The sequence below is a fragment of the Kaistella antarctica genome, from assembly GCF_900109615.1.
Taxonomy (GTDB): Bacteria; Bacteroidota; Bacteroidia; order Flavobacteriales; family Weeksellaceae; genus Kaistella; species Kaistella antarctica.
In genome coordinates this window covers 452,989-472,550 of record NZ_FOIX01000002.1, presented here as the reverse complement: position 1 = coordinate 472,550, position 19,562 = coordinate 452,989, and the positions used below count along the sequence as shown (strand labels likewise).

At 35.7% G+C, this 19,562-nt stretch carries 14 protein-coding genes; 3 read left to right on the top strand and 11 right to left on the bottom strand.

What is annotated here, in order from left to right; genetic code table 11:
• Positions 1 to 56: 56 nt before the first annotated feature.
• The 3 genes from dacB to BMX49_RS06800 form a co-directional block, all read right to left on the bottom strand.
• Positions 57 to 1,508 carry a D-alanyl-D-alanine carboxypeptidase/D-alanyl-D-alanine endopeptidase gene (dacB, locus tag BMX49_RS06810; protein ID WP_034716550.1) on the bottom strand — a complete coding sequence of 484 codons (1,452 nt, stop codon included), beginning with the start codon at positions 1,506 to 1,508 and terminating at the stop codon, positions 57 to 59.
• Between the two features lie 149 nt (positions 1,509 to 1,657).
• Complete coding sequence (gene priA, locus BMX49_RS06805) at positions 1,658 to 4,111, bottom strand: replication restart helicase PriA (RefSeq protein ID WP_034716552.1); 2,454 nt, start codon at positions 4,109 to 4,111, stop codon at positions 1,658 to 1,660.
• Positions 4,112 to 4,266: 155 nt separating this feature from the next.
• Complete coding sequence (locus tag BMX49_RS06800; RefSeq protein WP_034716554.1) at positions 4,267 to 5,436, bottom strand: proline dehydrogenase family protein; 1,170 nt, start codon at positions 5,434 to 5,436, stop codon at positions 4,267 to 4,269.
• 90 nt (positions 5,437 to 5,526) lie between these two features.
• Here BMX49_RS06800 and aroB point away from each other — a divergent pair, with 90 nt between their 5' ends.
• A complete protein-coding gene (aroB, locus tag BMX49_RS06795) occupies positions 5,527 to 6,567 on the top strand; it encodes a 3-dehydroquinate synthase (protein WP_034716557.1) in 1,041 nt (346 codons plus the stop codon).
• Positions 6,568 to 6,865: 298 nt separating this feature from the next.
• Positions 6,866 to 7,468, top strand: a complete 603-nt coding sequence (locus tag BMX49_RS06790; protein WP_034716558.1) for a porin family protein — start codon at positions 6,866 to 6,868, stop codon at positions 7,466 to 7,468.
• A gap of 71 nt (positions 7,469 to 7,539) precedes the next feature.
• Here BMX49_RS06790 and purF read toward each other — a convergent pair whose 3' ends face one another.
• The 7 genes from purF to BMX49_RS06755 form a co-directional block, all read right to left on the bottom strand.
• A complete protein-coding gene (gene purF, locus BMX49_RS06785) occupies positions 7,540 to 9,030 on the bottom strand; it encodes an amidophosphoribosyltransferase (RefSeq protein ID WP_034716560.1) in 1,491 nt (496 codons plus the stop codon).
• Positions 9,031 to 9,079: 49 nt separating this feature from the next.
• A complete protein-coding gene (purC, locus tag BMX49_RS06780) occupies positions 9,080 to 9,799 on the bottom strand; it encodes a phosphoribosylaminoimidazolesuccinocarboxamide synthase (protein ID WP_034716562.1) in 720 nt (239 codons plus the stop codon).
• 29 nt (positions 9,800 to 9,828) lie between these two features.
• Positions 9,829 to 10,530: a DUF3307 domain-containing protein gene (locus BMX49_RS06775; RefSeq protein WP_034716564.1), complete on the bottom strand. Its 702-nt coding sequence runs from the start codon at positions 10,528 to 10,530 to the stop codon at positions 9,829 to 9,831.
• Positions 10,531 to 11,136, bottom strand: a complete 606-nt coding sequence (locus BMX49_RS06770) for a SatD family protein (RefSeq protein WP_034716566.1) — start codon at positions 11,134 to 11,136, stop codon at positions 10,531 to 10,533.
• Between the two features lie 166 nt (positions 11,137 to 11,302).
• A complete protein-coding gene (locus tag BMX49_RS06765; protein ID WP_034716568.1) occupies positions 11,303 to 14,992 on the bottom strand; it encodes a phosphoribosylformylglycinamidine synthase in 3,690 nt (1,229 codons plus the stop codon).
• 69 nt (positions 14,993 to 15,061) lie between these two features.
• Positions 15,062 to 16,489 (bottom strand): adenylosuccinate lyase, encoded by a 1,428-nt coding sequence (gene purB / locus BMX49_RS06760; protein WP_034716571.1) that lies wholly within the window; start codon positions 16,487 to 16,489, stop codon positions 15,062 to 15,064.
• Positions 16,490 to 16,547: 58 nt separating this feature from the next.
• Positions 16,548 to 17,354, bottom strand: coding sequence for an SDR family oxidoreductase (locus BMX49_RS06755; RefSeq protein ID WP_034716574.1), 807 nt, complete (start codon positions 17,352 to 17,354; stop codon positions 16,548 to 16,550).
• Positions 17,355 to 17,488: 134 nt separating this feature from the next.
• Here BMX49_RS06755 and BMX49_RS06750 point away from each other — a divergent pair, with 134 nt between their 5' ends.
• Entirely contained in the window at positions 17,489 to 18,850 is a 1,362-nt protein-coding gene (locus BMX49_RS06750) for an aldehyde dehydrogenase (RefSeq protein WP_034716576.1), read from the top strand.
• Positions 18,851 to 18,888: 38 nt separating this feature from the next.
• Here the strand turns inward: BMX49_RS06750 and BMX49_RS06745 are convergent, their stop codons facing one another.
• Positions 18,889 to 19,479 carry a thioredoxin family protein gene (locus BMX49_RS06745; protein ID WP_034716579.1) on the bottom strand — a complete coding sequence of 197 codons (591 nt, stop codon included), beginning with the start codon at positions 19,477 to 19,479 and terminating at the stop codon, positions 18,889 to 18,891.
• Positions 19,480 to 19,562 lie beyond the last annotated feature (83 nt).

The window sequence follows — 19,562 nt, the reverse complement described above, 5'->3', positions numbered from 1 at the left end:
GTAAAAAAAACCTTTCAATATCTATTGAAAGGCTTATCATATTATTAAAGAAATAATTATAAACTTAATGTCGGCTCGAGGATCTGCTCCATTTTGCTTTTAACTTGATCTACAGAACCAGCGTAATTATTAATGAGGAGTGAAAAAACCAGGGTTTTACCTGTGTTCGTTTTCATGTAACCTGCCAATGTTTTCACTTTATTTAAAGTTCCTGTTTTTGCAAATACTTGTCCGTTTCCACTACCGTTAAACATTCTTTTTAAAGTCCCTGTTTGTCCACCAATCGGCAAACTTTCATAGAATGATTTATAGTATTTTTCGTTCATCAGATTGGCTAAATACTTCACTTGAGAAATTGGCGTAACTACATTACTTCTCGAAAGTCCGCTGCCATCATAGTAATTTAAACCATCAGTATCAAAACCGACTGATTTTAAATGATTATTAACGACCATTCTACCTGCTTCTAAAGTTTGATTACCCAGCTTTTGAAAACCAACCATTCTCAAAGTCGCTTCTGCCAAGGCATTATCGCTATGTTGATTCGTGTACATTACAATTTCAGCTAGAGTTGGCGATTGATAATTGGTAATCACTTCCCTTTTTTCAGGACTCGGATCGGTAACTTTCGTAATCACTTTTCCAACTACCGGCAAACCACTTTTAATCATAGTTAATCTTAAGTTATTGGCTAAATAAGCTGGTGCATCTGGTAATTTTGTGGTTAAAAAGCCTCCTTCAAATTTATCGGCGTAGACCATTTGGCCAATGTAAGGCGAGATGTAATAGTAATTTTTGTTTTCAGAAAAGGGATTTGCTTTCTTCGCAATCAGCTTTTCATTACTTGGACTGATTTCATAAGTCGTTCCAACAGGTAAATAATAATTCCCGTTTTCTAACCAAACAATACTTTCTGGTAAAAGCTGTGATTTATTTAATTTAAAAACGCCCGTTTGAATAATGATATCGCCATTTACTTTTTTAATTCCTTTGTCAGAAATCGCTGACATAAAATCAGAAATAATTCCACGGTACGAATTGGCGCCTGCTTTATTAGTTCCTAAAGACGGATCTCCACTTCCAACAATGTATAAATTTCCATTAAGAACACCATCTTCAATTGCGCCAGAATATTCTAATTGCGTAATCCATCTAAAGTTTTCACCTAAAAGATTCATCGCTGTTTCTGTAGTTAAAAGCTTTGTTGTAGAAGCTGGGATTAATGAGGCATTCTCATTATAAGAGCTGATAATTTTCTTTGTTTTTGGATCATAAACTACAAAACCCCAATTTGCATTTCGCAAAACAGGATCATTCATCATGGAATTTAATTTGATATCAACAAGTTCTTTCGCGCTAAGAAGTTTTTCAGCAGACTCTCTTGATATACCAGAATTTTGACTTTCGTAGGATTGAGGATAATTTGAAGAAGTGAAAGTTCCCTGCGCAAAGACAAATGAGGATACTGAAATTGCAGAAGAAACTAGGATTTTTTTGATGTTAATCATTTAAATTTATTATTTGATTATCGATTATAAGCTTGCTTAAAAATACAGACTTTTGCAAATCATATCTTTTAAACATCCAAAAGTATAAAATATTGTTGAAGGACAGTGATTTAACAATTATAAAATCATGAAAGAACTGTTAAACTTTGTTAAAAATCAACAAAAATCATCTTTTTAATGGAAAGGTAACCGGTAATCTCATCAAACTCTTCTAAACTTTTAGAAACCAAATTTTTGTAATCAGCATATTTTTTACCTCGCGGCAACTTTAATAAAAGCTGATACTGATACATTAAATTGAGCTTTCCGATGGGAGATTTTTCCGGGCCGAGTATGCATTCCTCTGGCAAATATTTTCTAAGAATCGATCCTAGAAATTGCGAGGCGCGATTTACTTTATCTTCCCTCCGATGCTTTAATTCGATCATAATTAATTTAACGAAAGGCGGATAAAGAAATTTCTTCCTTTCCGTCAACAGATGTTCGTAGATTTTGGGCGTGTCATGATCTTTCAGCAACTGAAAAATAGAATGCTGCGGATTATAAGTTTGAATTAAAACTTTTCCATTTCCAGACATTCTGCCAGCTCTACCGGAAACTTGAGTAATCAGTTGAAAGGCTCTTTCTTCGGCTCGAAAATCCTGTACGTATAATAAGGAGTCCGCTTTTGGAATGGCGACCAATTCAATATTATCGAAATCTAAACCTTTAGAAATCATTTGAGTACCGACAATGATATCAGTTTCGCCGTCCTCAATCTTTTCGTATAATTTCTCATACGCGAATTTTCTGCGCATCGAATCTACATCCATCCGATCGACTTCAGAGTCGGGGAAAATCTTAGAAACTTCTTCGTGAATTTGTTCTACACCAACGCCGCGAACATTCAAATTTTCCGACTGACATTGGGGACATGTTTTTGGTTTCGCTGCTTTTTGTCCGCAATAATGGCATTTCATTTCATTATTGTATTTATGATAAGTCATTACAACGTCACAATTCGAACAATAATTAACGTAACCGCAAGTTTCACATTCGACCACATTCGCATAACCACGGCGGTTATGCAGAATCATAGTTTGTTTTTTCTGATCGAGTTCTTTTCTAATTTCATCAATTAAATGGAGAGAAAAACTGCCCACTAATTTCTTTGTATCCTGCGCTTCTTTAAAATTAATGAGTTCAAACTCCGGAATTTTCACATTCCCAAAACGTTCGGCTAAATAAACATATTTAAGTTTTTCTTTATTTGCTGCGTAATAAGATTCTACAGACGGAGTCGCTGAACCAAGAATTACATTGGCTTTATAAAATTTCGCTAAAACCTGAGACGCATCTTTAGCGTTAAAAAAAGGAGAAATCTCTCGTGGTTTGTAACTAGAGTCATGTTCTTCGTCAACGACGATTAAGCCTAAATTTTCATACGGTAAAAACAAAGCGTTCCGTGTTCCGATCAGAATTTTAATATCGTTATTTTTAATTCTGCGCCAAACTTCTACCTTTTCGAAATCGGTTAATTTTTGGTGATAAAAACCCAATTGTTTTCCGTAGTTTTTCTCTAAACGCTGCACGATTTGCTTGGTTAAAGAAATCTCTGGGAGTAGAAATAAAACGTTTTTTCCATCAGCCACGGTCTCATCAATTTTCTCTAAATAAAGATGGGTTTTGCCTGACGAGGTCACGCCGTGTAGCAACACATTCTTACCTTCTTCAAAAGCTTCATCAATTTCAGTTTTTGCTTGAAGTTGAACGTCACTAAGTTTTTCTAATTCTTCCGTTTCGCCTTCATAACTTTCCAGTCGGTCTTTCTGAAGATAAAATTCCTGCACCAAATCCTTTTCTACCAAAGACTTCAATTGAGCGTGGGCAAAATTCCCTTCTTCTAAAACTTCCGATTTCTTAATCGGTTTTTCAGGATGCTCGGTCTGTTTTTCCAGAAGTAAAAGAAATAATTCCTGTTGTTTGGGCGAACGTTTTAGTGATAAGAGAATTTCCGGTAAATGCGTGTTTTGAAGTTTCTCCTCATTGATTTTTAAATAGGCAACTTCTTTGGCTTTGTATTTTTCTGCGATCTTTTCGTCAATTTCAATATACTGTAAATCGATCAGAGATTTAATCGTTTTTACAATATCTTTTTTCGTAATGAAAGCTTCAATTTCAGTAATGTTGATGAGCTGTCGAACTTCTAAGGCCTGAATCAAGTACATTTCGTTGACATCTAAATTCTCAAAATCGATAAGGATGTTGGGTTTTAACTTTAAATAAGTTTCACTTTCCAATTTCAAAGAACCTGGAAATGAGAAGCGATAAATCTCACCAAGATTACCCATATAGTAATCGGACAGCCAATTCCAAAACTCAATTTGTTCTTTCGGCAAAATTGGAGCGTCATCTAAAATATTGATGATTTCTTTCGGCACAAAAGTTTCGGGTTGCTGATGGTGCATCTCGAAAACGATTCCGGTATATATTTTTTTACCTCGAAAAGAAACCAAAACCCGCATTCCAACCTGAATGGAATTCAAGAGTTCCTCGGGAACTTTGTAGGTGAAAGTTCCTTTTAAATTTAAGGGAAGGATGACTTGGGCGAATGTTGGCGTGATGATGTGGTGATTTATGATTCTCTGAAATATGATTTACAAATTTAGAAATAAATTCTGGCTAAAGCCAATTGCTTGCTCCCATTAAAAAACGGGCTAAAGCCCGTTTCTATTGATTTTTATTATTGTAGAATTTAAACAAAAGATTCTGTTTAAAATTATCTTCCTTTTCTTCTATCTAATTCCTTTTGAATCAAACCTAACTCTCGACCAGTTTGTCCAGCTACAGAAGTGTTTTCCTGAGCTCTTCTGGTTAAATAAGGAACTACATCTTTCACCGGTCCGTAAGGTAGATACTTACAAACATTATATTTTTCAGCACCTAAATAATAAGTGATATTATCACTCATTCCGTACAATTGACCAAAATGAATTTGACGGTGATCATGTGGCAAACCCATTGCTTTCATCTTATCCATAACTAATTCCGTAGATTTCTCGTTGTGCGTTCCGAAAAAGCCAGAAACTTTGTCCAGATTATTCAAAACAAAATCAATGGCGGCATTATAATTATTATCGGATGCTTGCTTGGTTGGCTGAATTGGATCGGGATAATTCATAGCTGCAGCGCGCGCTCTTTCTTTTTCCATGTACGCTCCACGTACGAATTTATAACCAAGAAAATAGTTTTTTTCTTTGGCTCTTTCTAAATCTTGTGCCAAATATTCCAATCGACCAGTTCTGTACATTTGAATGGTATTCCAAACGATGGCTTTTTCTTTGTTAAATTTCGCCATCATCTCATTGACCAAATTATCAGTCGAATCTTGCATCCAACTTTCTTCAGCATCAATCATGATCACGACATTCCGGTCAAAAGCCATTTGACATACTTCTTCATATCTTTTTACAACACGCGCCCACTCTTCTTTTTGAGAAGTAGTCAATTCTACCTTTTTACCAATTTCTTCATAAATTTCAATTCGACCGAAACCTGTTGGTTTAAAAACGACAAATGGAATTGCTGGATTTCCTTCGGCAAATTTGATGTTCTGCTTGATTTCGGTGCAAGTATCATCAAAAACCTTCTCTTCCGCTTTACCTTCAATCGCATAATCGAAAATACTTCCCACATGATGCTTAAACATCTGCTTCACAACTTTCATACTCTCTTCATGTGTCTCGCCGCCGCAAAATTGTTCAAACAAAGTCTGCTTCACAATTTCAGTAACGAAGGGAAAATTATTCTTAACCGTAAAGTTTAAGGCTGAAATTCCTACATTGGTTAGCAAAGGTTGTTCAATGGCTTTGAACATCCAATAGGCTTTCTTCAATTGAGAATCTGTCTTGTCTGCAAAGGCAATTTGGGTGTTATTGAAAATACTCATGGTCGATTTTAAAGTTCAACAAATTTAATATAACTCTCTGAATTGATAAAGCTAAATTAAAGTTTAATTTTGTGATAAATTTCAGTACCAATGATTTCAATTTTAGATCAAGATTTTTCGCAACTCAACTATTTTTTAACCACTTTAAAACCAACGAAACTATTAATTCTGGTTGATGAAAACACCCATGAACATTGCCTTCCCAGGCTACTAGGGAATTTAGAAACTGATATTCCCTTGGAAATCATTGAAATTGAAGCTGGGGAAGAATTAAAAACTTTGGCAACCGCAGCTCATCTTTGGGAAATATTGACTGAATTTGCAATAGACCGTAAAGCTTTATTGATCAATTTAGGCGGCGGCGTGATCACCGATATGGGCGGCTTCATCGCCTCAACTTATAAAAGAGGTATTCCTTTCATTAATATTCCGACGACCCTTTTAGGAATGTGTGATGCATCCATTGGTGGGAAAACCGGGATCGATCATCAATTTTTAAAGAATATTATTGGAACTTTCGCACAACCGAAACAGATCTTTGTTTTTCCTGAATTCCTAAATACATTGCCCTTTGAAGAACTGAGAAGTGGTTTTGCAGAAATGCTGAAACACGGCTTGATTGCTGATGAGAAGCATTGGGCTGATTTAATTGCCATCAAAGAATTAACTGCTGAAAATATTTTTCCGCTCATCCAAACATCGATGAATATTAAGCAAAAAGTGGTTGAACAGGATTTCACTGAACAAAATGTCCGGAAAACTTTAAATTTCGGCCATACGATTGGACATGCGGTTGAAAGTTTATTTCTTTTAAACGGAAATCCAATTATGCATGGAGAAGCGGTTGCCATGGGCATGATTTGTGAGACCAGAATCTCTTATCTGAATAATCTTACATCGGAGGAGATTGCAGATGTCATCATTTCTAATATCCAACAATTTTATCCAAACCTTGACATCAGACAGTTTCCGACTGATGACATTATTAATTTAATGAAAAATGATAAAAAAAATTCGTTTGGAAATATCAACTTCTCCTTACTAACCAGTATTGGAAATTGTAAATTTGATTGTTCCGTGAGCGTAGAAAATATTAGAAGTTCATTGTTTTATTATCAAAATTTGGAATAAAAACAAACTTTCGCTGTAAAACTCAATTCCTATACTTCTTCGGTATAGGAATTTTTATTTTAGTTTAAATAATTGACAATGAGTTAATTACAATATATACTATTTAAACCATTGTTTAAATTTTCCAGTTCGTGAGTGGTTTTGGCACAGCATTTGAAAGTACCCCAATCGTAAAACAGATTTAAAAATGTAACGATAATCAGTATTGAGCGATTTTAGAATTTAAAAAAATAAAATTATTAAAGTCGAAGCAGTTAAATTATCAATTACGCAAAATTAATTAGAAAAATTTAAGATTATGAAAAAGTTATTTTTAGGTGCAGCAGTGGCAATGAGTTCATTAGCATTTGCACAACAGTTCGGAGTTAAAGCAGGAATGAACGTTTCCTCTCTATCAGATGACGCTTCATTGAGCGATCAAAAATCAAAAATTGGCTTCAATGCAGGAGTATTTATGAATGCACCCTTAGCAGCGAATTTCAGCATCCAACCAGAATTAATGTATTCACAAATGGGTGACAAATACAACCAAAAAATTGGTTCTAGCACTTACGCAAGATCAAAGCATTTAGATTATATCACAGTACCAGTTATGTTTCAATATAATGCTACTCCAGGATTTTATTTAGAAGCTGGTCCAGAATTCGGTTTGTTAGTGAGTGCTAAAAACAAATTTACAAACGAAACTGCAAACACAACTATTAATGAATCTTCTAACTACAAAGATGATTTGAACGGATTTAACTTCGGATTAGGTTTGGGAGCAGGATATTACTTCACACCAAACGTTGGTTTGACTGCTAGATATGTTGCTGGATTAACTGATGTTGCTAAAGATAGAATCTCTGGTGATAAAGTAAGAAACAACGTATTCCAAGTTGGTTTAGCTTACAAATTCTAAGCATCAACTCTTCATATTAAACACACTTCATTATAAAAAAGGTTGGGAATTAATTCCCAACCTTTTTGCTTTTATTGATCTGTATAGTCTGGACTGGGCCCCGCGGGAACGGGATACTCTTCCGTAAAACAACCAAAACAATGATCGGAACTTCCCAAAATGTTTTTTAGATTTTCCATACTTAAAAACTCTAAGGTATCAACTCCCAGGTAAACCCGAAGTTCTTCTACACTCATATTTGCGGCAATTAAATCATCTTTCACTGGCGTATCAATTCCCAAGTAACAAGGTGCAATAATCGGCGGAGAAACACTTCGGAAGTGGATTTCCTTAACCCCAGCATCTTTCAAAATTTTCACTAATCGTTTTGAAGTGGTTCCACGAACGATAGAATCATCGATGATGACTACTCTCTTTCCTTTAATTTCAGAAATAATGGGATTCAATTTAAGATTCACAATTCGCTCCCGCATTTCCTGAGTTGGAACGATAAAGCTTCGACCAATATATCTGTTCTTAATTAAAACCGGACGAAACGGAATACCTGACGCAATTGAAAAACCAATCGCAGCAGGAACTCCAGAATCCGGAACGCCTATTACAATATCTGCTTCAACCGGAGCTTGTTCCCAAATTTTCATTCCAGATTTCTCCCGGATCTCGTGAACGTTAATTCCTTCCATAATGGAATCGGGACGTGCAAAATAAATATATTCGAAAGCACAAGTTCTTTTCTCGCAATTTTCTTTGGCCATGAAACTTTGTAATCCCGTTTCATTTTCATTAGTGTAAATAATTTCTCCAGGTAAAATATCGCGAACATATTGTGCTCCAACGGCATCTAAGGCTACAGATTCTGAAGCCACAACATAAGTTTTCTCATCAATCGCTCCCAAAACCAAGGGACGAATTCCATGAAAATCACGGAAAGCAAAGAACTTATTTCTGGTCATTCCAACCACGGAGTAAGCTCCTTCAATCCTTTCCATCGTCGTTTTGATGGCAGCTCGGAGCCCTAAATCCAAATGCTTCTGAATCAGACGAAGAATTACTTCAGAGTCAGAGGTTGCTCTAAAAACAACTCCTTCCGCTTCCAGTTCTTTCTTCAATTCTGCAGCATTCGTTAAATTTCCGTTATGTGCAATCGACAGAATCGTTTGATCATATTCATTCTTTGCGAAAAATGGTTGGAAATTATATTTCTTCTTGTCGCCTGCTGTGGTATATCTCGTATGTCCAATTGCCGAATTCCCTGTAAAGGTTTCTGGATCCCGAATTTCTTTGTAAACATCGAGTACCAAACCTTCATCTTTAATATTGAAGATTTTTCCCTGCTTCATTACCGAAATTCCACACGCTTCCTGACCACGGTGCTGCAAAGCAAATAACCCGAACTGCGACATTGAAAAGGTATCGACATCGGTATCAGAATACAATCCGAAAATCCCGCATTCCTCAGACGGAGCGTCAAAAGGATCGTCTTTTTTAAGAAGATTTCGACCGTATGTATTTTCCTTAAACTGGTTTAAATAATCTTCTCTGTGTTGATTTAAATCTTTCATTTTTATCCTCACCCAAACCCTCTCCAATGCAGAGGGAATAAGATTTTTTTTATTTGTTTAAAACTTTTTTCAATCGTTCATAAATTTCTACATACGCTTCAGTCACTTCGCCCAAATCACGTCTGAAACGGTCTTTGTCGAGTTTCTTCATCGTATCTTTATCCCAAAGTCTGCAAGTATCTGGCGAAATTTCATCAGCCAAGATAATTTTACCTTCTGGATCTTTACCCAATTCAATTTTAAAATCAACTAAGATAATATTCATTTGATCAAATAGCTCGATTAAAATATCATTAATATTGGACGTTAATTTATACATCTCATCCAATTCCTCATAAGTTGCGGCACCGAGGAAAACGGCGTGATGATCGTTGATTAGTGGATCTCCAAGGTCATCTCTTTTATAGCATATTTCAAAAATAGTTACCGGAGATTTTATTCCTTCTTCAACGCCTAATCTTTGCGCCATACTTCCAGCCGAATAATTTCGCACGATTACTTCCAATGGGATAATTTGTACTTTCTTAACCAATTGTTCTCTTTCGTCCACCTTATTAATAAAGTGTGTCGGAACTCCTTTCGTGTTCAGATATTCAAAAATCAAAGTGGTAATGGCGTTATTCATTTCCCCTTTTAAATCGAAATTGCCTTTTTTCTGTGCATTGAAAGCGGTTGCATCATCTTTAAAACGAACAATCACCTCATTGGGATTATCAGTTTCAAAAACTTGCTTTGCCTTTCCTTCATAAAGCATTGCTCCTTTTGTCATTTTTACTTTTTATTAAATTTTACTTTCTATTAAATTTTTATCAGAATTCCGGTAAGAACTGCGATGCCAAAACTTAGCAAAGTTCCTATCAATACATATTCTGTAAGTTTTCTCTGTTTTGCTTCAGCTAAATCACTGAACCTGAAAACCGACTTTGCAGCAATCATAAATCCAACGCCTTCCCAATGATCCACGAGGATAAAAACGAATACCAAAAGCCTTTCAAGAATACCAATATATTTTCCAGCATTTACGAGAGATTCTGTTTGTAACTTGCTGTGTTCTATGGTAACAGGAGTCCAGATTGAGATTACCGTTTTTATTAGAATGGAAGATGGAACCGTGAGAAAAACCAATGCTGTGATGAGTTGTAATGTTCTCGGATTAAATAAATCATCCCATCTGAAATACGGAAAATAGAAAATCGATAATGCTGCAATCACCAAAACATGCGCAATTTGATCGATAAAAAACCAGGTTCTTTTAGTTTTCGAATTCTGAAATTGAAGTTTTGCACAATCAATCAAAAAATGGGTAATGCCTATAATTAAAGCAATCCACCATAAATTTCGATCCCACAAAAACACAAAGGCAAGAATGGTGTGCAGAAGTATATGTAGGTATAAATAAATACTGCCACCCTTTTTCTTCTCTTTATCAGCCACCCAAGAATTGGGCTGAAGAATAAAATCTCCTAATAAATGCGCCAATATGAGAGGGATGAAAATCATTTATAATTCTGCTATTTTTTTTCTAAAGAATTGATCGGTCTCTTGTATCAAATCGAAGTTTGCTCGTTTAAGCCTTTGACTAACTGAAGATTGTGTAATATTCAATTCTTTGGCGAGGTCATCTTGCGTGAGTTCTGAATTGCACAATAACTGATGAATAATTTCGGCAGTTGCGACAGTCCAATTATCAAAATCGATGGAAGCCCATTTGAAAAGGATATTCAGATCTAGATTTACTTTTTCATTTTCCGTTTGTATGGCTAATGTTCTTCCCTGAGTTTTGATATCTGTCAGTAAGCGACCTGAATTGACATAAGCAGAGCCGTTTGATTCAGTTATTTTTTCAGAATGAAAGACTTCATTTCCGATACCAATTGCCAAGCGAACATCTAAGTTTTCAAAGGTTCTGATCAATGATTTTAGAAGAATCGCTTTGTGAAACACTTGATCTACACTGCATTTTAACTGAAACTCATCTCCTCGATACACTTCCCAATTTTCGGGAGTTGTTGACCATGTTCCCATTAAATCTTTCAACTTTGGAAGCCATGTTTCAACATCTGAGTTCTGAGAATTAATAATATCTCCGGTGATAATCGCAATCATGTGACAAATATAAGCAATAATCCTTATAAACCCCAAATATAAGGTAAACACCTTATAATTTTTTGTTAAAATTTAAACTAAATTATAAGTCAATTCACTAATATTTGATCAATATAAGTAAAATGACTTATAATTAATTGACTGTTTCTGTAAAATTGGATAGATATTATTTAAAATACTCAACTCCATTTTTAAAGATATTATGATAATTCGCAGTTGGAATATTCTTCATTAAACCTTCGGAATATCGTTCCGGATGTCCCATTCTTCCAAATATTTTTCCTGATTTTGAAGTAAGACCTTCAATTCCGAACAGTGAGTTGTTTGGATTGAACGGCATTCCGTGTGAGATGTTTCCGTCGTGATCAATGTATTGAGTTGCAATCTGACCATTTTCGTACAATTCCTGAATCACTTTTTCTGAAGCCATAAATCTCCCTTCACCGTGTGAAATCGGAATTGTATATACCTGATCTCTCATTCCTTTCAACCAAGGAGAATCCTCATTAATCACTTTCACATCAACCATTTGAGAAATATGACGCCCAATTGCGTTATGCGCTAAAGTCGGCGAATCTGCATCTAAATCCCGAATCTCTCCGTAAGGCAACAAACCTGATTTAACTAACGCTTGGAAACCGTTACAGATTCCGAGAATCATTCCGTCCCGTTCCAATAATTGATGAACCGCATTTTTCATCTTCTCGTTTTTCAAAACATTGACGATGAATTTTGCCGAACCATCCGGTTCATCTCCCGCAGAAAAACCACCTGATAAAACTAAAATTTGAGACTGATTAATTTCCGAAATCCAGGCATCTAAACTTTCATTTAAAAGTTGATGATTGAGATTAATTAATGGCAACCCTGAAACTTCTGCGCCTTCTTTTCTAAAGGCATTTTGAGTTTCATATTCACAATTGGTTCCCGGAAAAATCGGTGCAAAAACTTTCGGTTTTGCTAAGTTATGTTTTAAGATATGAATCGTTCGCGGCTGAATTGAATTCAATTTTGACCCAATTTCAACCACCATTTTTGCTTTTTCTTTGGTTGGAAAAAGTTCTTCAAAAGTTCCTTTCCATACTTCAAGTAATATTTTGATATCGTATTTAAAATCACTGATTTTCAGATTATTCGAATTGTTGACTTCACCAATAACTTGAAGTAAATCATTTTCTAAATCCTCTGGACTTTCTAAAATTAAACTTCCAATATTCTTGGTTAGAAGTAAATCTTCATCAACTTTAATTTCTGCTCCGAGGTGATTACCAAAACTCATTTTTGCTAAGGCAACTGCAATTCCACCCTCTTTAATAATCTTTACCGAAACAATCTTTTTCGCCTTTATATTCTCAAATACAAATTCGAAAATCTGTTTCAAATCTTCATAATTCGGCATTCCATTTTCTTGTGAAATATGGTTGAATAAGTACAATTTATTTCCCGCTTTTTTGAACTCTGGCGAAATGATATTTTTCTTTTCTCCGTTCGCACAAGCAAAAGAAATCAAGGTCGGTGGAACGTGAATATCCTGAAAACTTCCACTCATTGAATCTTTCCCACCAATCGCAGCCAATTCGAATTTCATCTGCGCATCATACGCTCCAAGCAAAGAAGCCAAAGGTTTCCCCCACTTTTCAGGCTGATTTCCTAACTTCTCAAAATACTCCTGGAAACTCAAACGGATATTTTTATAATCTCCACCCATGGCAACAATCTTAGCAACACTTTCAACCACGGCATTCGCAGCGCCAACCAAAGAGTTTTGAGACGATATTTCGGCATCAAATCCCCAACTTGCCAATGACACTGTTTCAATGTTTTTAGCGTTTAAAATAGGCAGCGTTTGTACGCTTCCTTCCATTTCGGTCAATTGGTGTTTTCCTCCAAATGGCATCGCGACAGAAGTTCCGCCAACAGAAGCATCGAACATTTCTGCCAATCCTTTTTGAGAAGCGACATTTTTACTCGAAAGAATCTTGAAAAAATTTTCTTCAGTGAACTTTATAATTTGATTTTCAACTAGTTGTAAATGAGACACTTCCGCATGCTGTGTTTTTGCACAACCGTTCGTATCCAAAAATGCTCGGCTTAAATCAACGATTTTATTTCCTTGCCAGAACATTTGCATTCTACCAGAATCAGTAACCTTGGCAACTTCTACGGCTTTTATATTTTCCTTTTCGCAGAATCTGATGAATTTGTCTTTGTCTTTTGCTTCAATAACAACTGCCATTCTTTCTTGTGATTCAGAAATCGCCAATTCAGTTCCATTTAAACCTTCATATTTTAAAGGAAGGATATCGAGGTTAATTTCCAGTGAATCAGCAATTTCGCCAATCGCCACAGAAACTCCACCTGCTCCAAAATCATTTGATTTTTTAATCAAAGTCGTGACTTCCGGATTTCTAAAGAGTCTTTGAATTTTACGTTCTTCAACCGCATTTCCTTTCTGAACTTCGGTTGACAAAGTATGAATCGAGGTTTCATCCTGAACTTTAGAACTTCCACTTGCACCGCCCACTCCGTCTCTTCCGGTTGCGCCACCTAATAAAATAACGAGATCACCATTTTGAGGCTGCTCTCTTTTAACCCAATCTTTTTTGACGGCACCAACGACGAAACCAACTTCCATGCGTTTTGCTTTGTAGCCATCGTGGTAAATTTCATTAACCAAAGTTGTGGCTAAACCAATCTGATTTCCATAAGAAGAATAACCGCTTGCAGCTTGCTTCGTAATAGTTCGTTGTGGAAGTTTACCTTGCAAAGTTTCAGAAATTGGTTCTAAAACATTGGCTGCTCCAGACAAACGCATCGCCTGATAGACGAAAGCACGTCCGGACAAAGGATCACGAATTGCGCCACCTAAACAAGTTGAGGCACCACCAAAAGGTTCAATTTCCGTGGGGTGATTATGGGTTTCATTTTTAAATAGCAAATACCAAGGTTCTTTCTTACCATCGAATTCGGCTTCTATTTCAATTGTGCAGGCATTTATTTCATCGGAAACAACCAGATTTTCCAGTTTACCTGTCTTATGGAAATATCTTGCACAAACCGTCGCTAAATCCATTAACGAAACTGGTTTCGCTTCTCTACCTAAGAATTTTCTTTTCTCTAAATAATCATTAAAAATGGTTTCTAAAGTCGATTTAAAAGAGTCATTAAACTGAATATCAGTCAGTTCAGTTTCGAAAGTCGTATGTCGGCAATGGTCACTCCAATAGGTGTCGAGAACTTTCAATTCTGTTTCTGTTGGATTTCTATTTTCGGTTTTAAAATAATTTTGAATAAATTCTAAGTCATCAATGTCTAAAGCAAAACCGTGATTATCATAAAATGCTTTTAATTCTTCCGCAGAAAAATCATTGAAACCTTCATGAATAATAACTGGATCAGGAGTTTCTTCCGCTGGGATTTCTAATTTCGATAAATCTTTTACCTGCGATTCAACTTTGTTGATCAAATGATTTTTAATGGCTTCTACAGCAGATTCAGAGACTCCGAATAATTCGATGAGTTTTCCACTTCTTACTTTACCCTTCTCATTTTCAGTTAATAAAGCGATACATTGTTGTGCTGAATCTGCACGCTGATCGTATTGTCCCGGTAAATATTCGGTCGCGAAATGAATGCTTTTCGCTGGATTTTCTTCATGCAAAATATCGGTCACCGTATCTACAAAAGTATTGTTGATGACTTTTGAAAACTCATTATCATTAACGCCGAAAACATCATACACATTATAGACTTTTACATCTTTAATAGTTGGAACAATATTTTGGATTTCATTAAAAACTAGAGGACTTTCAACATCGAAAATTCCTTTTTTTTCTACGAAGATTCTTTTTTTCATTTTTTCTACAAATATTTCGCTCCGCTGGAGCTTAATAAAAAATGCAGCCAAAAAGACTGCATTAATAAGTTATACTTTAAGGTCGGCTTTTAACCCGATTAAGTCGGCGTACTTTTTCAAGATTGGGTTTACCTCATTTTCGATAAACTCTTCCGTTTGTATTGGCGCGAAACCAATGAAGTTTTTGGGGTCGAGCACTTCTCTAATTTTTGATTTATCCATTTTCATTGAAGTGTCATTCATGATTCTGGCAATCAAATCATTTTCCTTGCCTTCTTCTTTGACCTTTTTACTGGCTTCCATAGAGTGAACACGGATCGTTTCGTGAATTTCCTGACGGTCACCGCCTGATTTCACTTCTTCCATAATGATATATTCGGTCGCCATAAAAGGAAGTTCATCCATGATATGCTTCTGAATTCTATTTTCATAAACTACAATTCCGTTCATGATATTATTCCAAATCAAAAGAATCGCATCCACCGCTAGAAACGATTGTGGAATGGTTAATCTCTTGTTTGCAGAATCATCCAAAGTTCTTTCAAACCATTGTGTTGACGCAACCATTGCGGAACTCGACGAAAGTGACATTACAAATTTCGCCAAAGCACCGATTCTTTCAGAACGCATTGGATTTCGTTTGTAAGCCATCGCAGAAGAGCCAATTTGACTTTTCTCGAAAGGTTCTTCTATTTCTTTTAAATTTTGTAAAAGCCTTAAATCGTTTGAAAACTTATGAGCAGATTGTGCAATGTTAGAAAGCAATGCGACCACTTTTGCATCAATTTTTCGATCGTACGTTTGTCCTGAAACTCCGAATACTTTATCAAAACCAAAACGACTCGATAATTCTTTATCTAAATGTTTTACTTTGGTATAATCACCATCAAACAACTCTAAAAAACTTGCGGCAGTTCCGGTCGTTCCTTTTACGCCTCTAAATCTTAAAGTTTCAATGAAAAATTCTAATTCTTCAAAATCTAAAACCAAAGACTGCAACCATAAAGTGGCCCGTTTTCCAACGGTAGTTAATTGTGCAGGTTGATAATGCGTAAAACCGAGAGTAGGTAAATCTTTATATTGAATGGCAAAATCAGCAAGATTCTTCATTACATTGACCAATTGTTTTCTGATCAACAATAGGCCGTCTCGCATCTGAATTAAGTCTGTATTATCGCCAACAAAAGCTGAAGTTGCTCCAAGATGAATAATTCCTTTTGCCAGAGGTGCAGCATCGCCATACGTATGAACATGCGCCATCACATCGTGACGGAATTTCTTCTCGTATTCAGCAGCTTTGACATAATCAATTTCTTCCGCGTTTTCTTTGAGTTGCGTAATTTGCTCATCGGAAATATCAAGACCTAAATCCTTTTCAATTTCGGCTAAGGCAATCCATAATTTTCGCCAGTTTCTGAACTTGTTGTTGGGAGAAAAATTATAAAGCATTTCCTCGCTTGAATAGCGTTCTTCAAGAGGATTTTTGTAGGAATTCATTCTTTCTTTTTTAATTTTTACTCGCACAAATTTAAGGAAAATATTTCAGCCATAAAATTTATTTCCGACCGATAAATTCTTTCATGGTATCATAAACGCCAAACACATTATCCATCACCCAATCAAAAGCTGGTATCGGTAAAAGTCCTTGCGAAAGTCGGATAAACCAATAAGGAAGAGGCAGTGCAAACATTTTCGTTTCCTTCTCAATGGCCTTAATCATTCTTTCTGAAGTTCGTTCAGGTTCTAAAATTGGAATCACTTTCGACTTCACTCCATCGAACATACCTGTATTAATAAAGAACGGCATAATGGTCGTTACCGAAACATTTTTCTTTAACTGTTGCATTTCCAAGCGAACGCTATCGCCCCAACCAACAACGGCCCACTTTGAAGAAGCATATACCGACATTTTCGGATTAGAAATTAAGCCAGCCGAGGAAGCGATATTACAAATCGCACCAGAATTTTTAGCAATCATTCCTGGCAAAAATTCCAAAGTCGTATGCATTAAAGCGGTAGTGTTGATAGACATGCTTTTAACAATTTGCTCGTGGGTGTGCTCGTGGAAGTACTTGCCCACAACAATTCCCGCATTGTTAATGAGAATATCAATTGAACAGACTTCAGTTCTAACGCGTTGAGCCATAATTTTAATTTCATCCAAATTGGAGAGGTCGATTTTAAAAGTAGAAACTTCACCACCAAGCTTGGAAAACTCTTGTTTAGTTGTGGCTAAACCTTCTTCATTAATATCCCATATCACTAGTTTTTCGCAACCTCTTTCTAAAGATTTCCGGCCCATAATTTTGCCGATTCCAGAGCAGCCGCCTGTGATCAATACTATTTTATTTTTAAAATCCATTTTAAGGTAATTTAATTATTTAATGATAAATTTGTTTGGATTGATAGTTGTTATCAATTTTGAGGCATCCAAAAGGTTATTACTATTATTAATAACTTAACGCTAAACTTACATTAAATTAATAATTAAAAGTAATGAATTTTCAAGATATTTTAAGTGATCAACGGGAATTTTTCAATACACAGAAAACCAAAAATATTAAATTTCGCAAAATGTATCTGGAAAAATTGAAAGAGGTCATCCAAAAAAATGAGAGTTTATTATATGAAGCTATTTACGCAGATTTCGGCAAATCAAAATTTGACACTTTCACGACTGAAATCTCCTTCGTTTTAAAAGATATCGACTATTACTTAAAAAATCTTAATTCTTTAGCAAAACCAAAAAGGGTTGGCACCAATCTAGCAAACCAACTCGGTTCAAGCAAAATTTATCCCGAACCGCTTGGATGCACTTTGGTAATCGGTGCTTGGAATTATCCTTATCAACTTTCATTCTCACCAATGATTGCCGCGTTGGCCGCCGGAAACACCTGCATTTTGAAGCCAAGCGAAATCGCTGAGAACTCCATGAAAGTCATGGCTAAAATTATTAATGAAAATTTTCCAAAAGAATACTTATACGTGGTAGAAGGTGGTGTAGAAGAAATTACTGAAATACTAAAATTAAAATTCGACAAAATATTTTTTACAGGGAGTTCAACAGTGGGTAAAATCGTTTACGAAGCTGCTGCAAAACATTTAACTCCCGTAACTTTAGAGCTGGGTGGAAAAAGTCCGGCGATCGTAACCTCTTCAGCCAATTTCGAAGTTGCCGCTAAAAGAATTGTTTGGGGAAAGTTTTTAAATGCGGGACAAACCTGCGTGGCACCAGATTATATTTTAGTTGATGAAAAGGTAAAAGATAGCTTTTTAGATTCTTTGAAATCGTACATCCAAAAATTCAATTATGGTATCGATGCTGAACAATATACCAGAATCATTAATGAAAAGAATTATAATCGATTAATAAATTTAATCGATCAAGAAAAAATATTCTATGGTGGGAAGACCGATTCTTCTAAAAATTATATAGAACCTACGTTATTACATAACGTAACTTGGGACGATGCCGTGATGCAGGAGGAAATTTTCGGACCCATATTGCCTATACTCACTTTCAAGAATTTTAATGAGGCGTTACTTCAAATAAGTGCGCACGACAAACCACTTGCGGCCTATTTATTCACCAGCAATTCTGATGAGAAAGAAAGCTTTACCTCTAAAGTTTCTTTTGGTGGTGGCTGTATTAATGATGTGGTGATGCATTTAAGTAATGATCATCTGCCATTTGGTGGCGTGGGAAATTCTGGCATTGGAAACTACCATGGGAAGTACGGATTCCAGGCATTTTCTCATATGAAATCTATTCTTGATAGAGCAACTTGGGGCGAACCTGATTTAAAATATCCACCTTATTCTGAGAAAAAACTGAGCTGGATTAAGAAACTTTTGTAAAAACAAAGTCTCGTCATTGCGACGAGACTTTTTTTGTCTTATGATTTTGGCGCCCATTCCTGAAAGAATGCTTTTACTTTCTCAATGCTGTATTCTTTTCCTTCTTCCAAAACGGCGCTGTCTTGGGTATGAATCATTTTTCCGTTTTTATCTAAAACAACGAAAACGGGATAACCAAACTTTACACCTGGATGATCATACTTCGCAAAAACTTTCTCATTTTTATTTTCCGGCGAATAATTTAAGTGGTAATAAATATAATTTTCGTCTACGATATTTTTAAGTTCTGGAGTGGTCTGAACAAACTGATTAAATCGCAAACACCAAATACACCAGTTTCCACCAGCTTGCAGCATGATATTTTTATTTTCAGCCTGCGCTTGTTTTACCAACTGAGCAATTTTTTCTTCAGCGTTTTCTTTGTCATTATAAGGCTTCGGAAGTTTCGCTTTCTCTTCCGCCGCGGCTTTTTTCTTGGCTGCTAAAATCGCGGTACTATCGGTTTCGACTAAAACGGTTTTGTCGGACTGCACTTCTGTAGATTTAATTGCATCTGTTTTCTGCGAACACGCTAAACTTGTAATTAATAAAGAAGAGAAGGCTAAAACTTTAAATTGGCTATTTTTCATTTTGGATAGATCATGTTATTCCCCGCAAATTAATAAAAATAGAATGAACCGTAAAGTTTATAATCACTAAATTTGCACTCTGT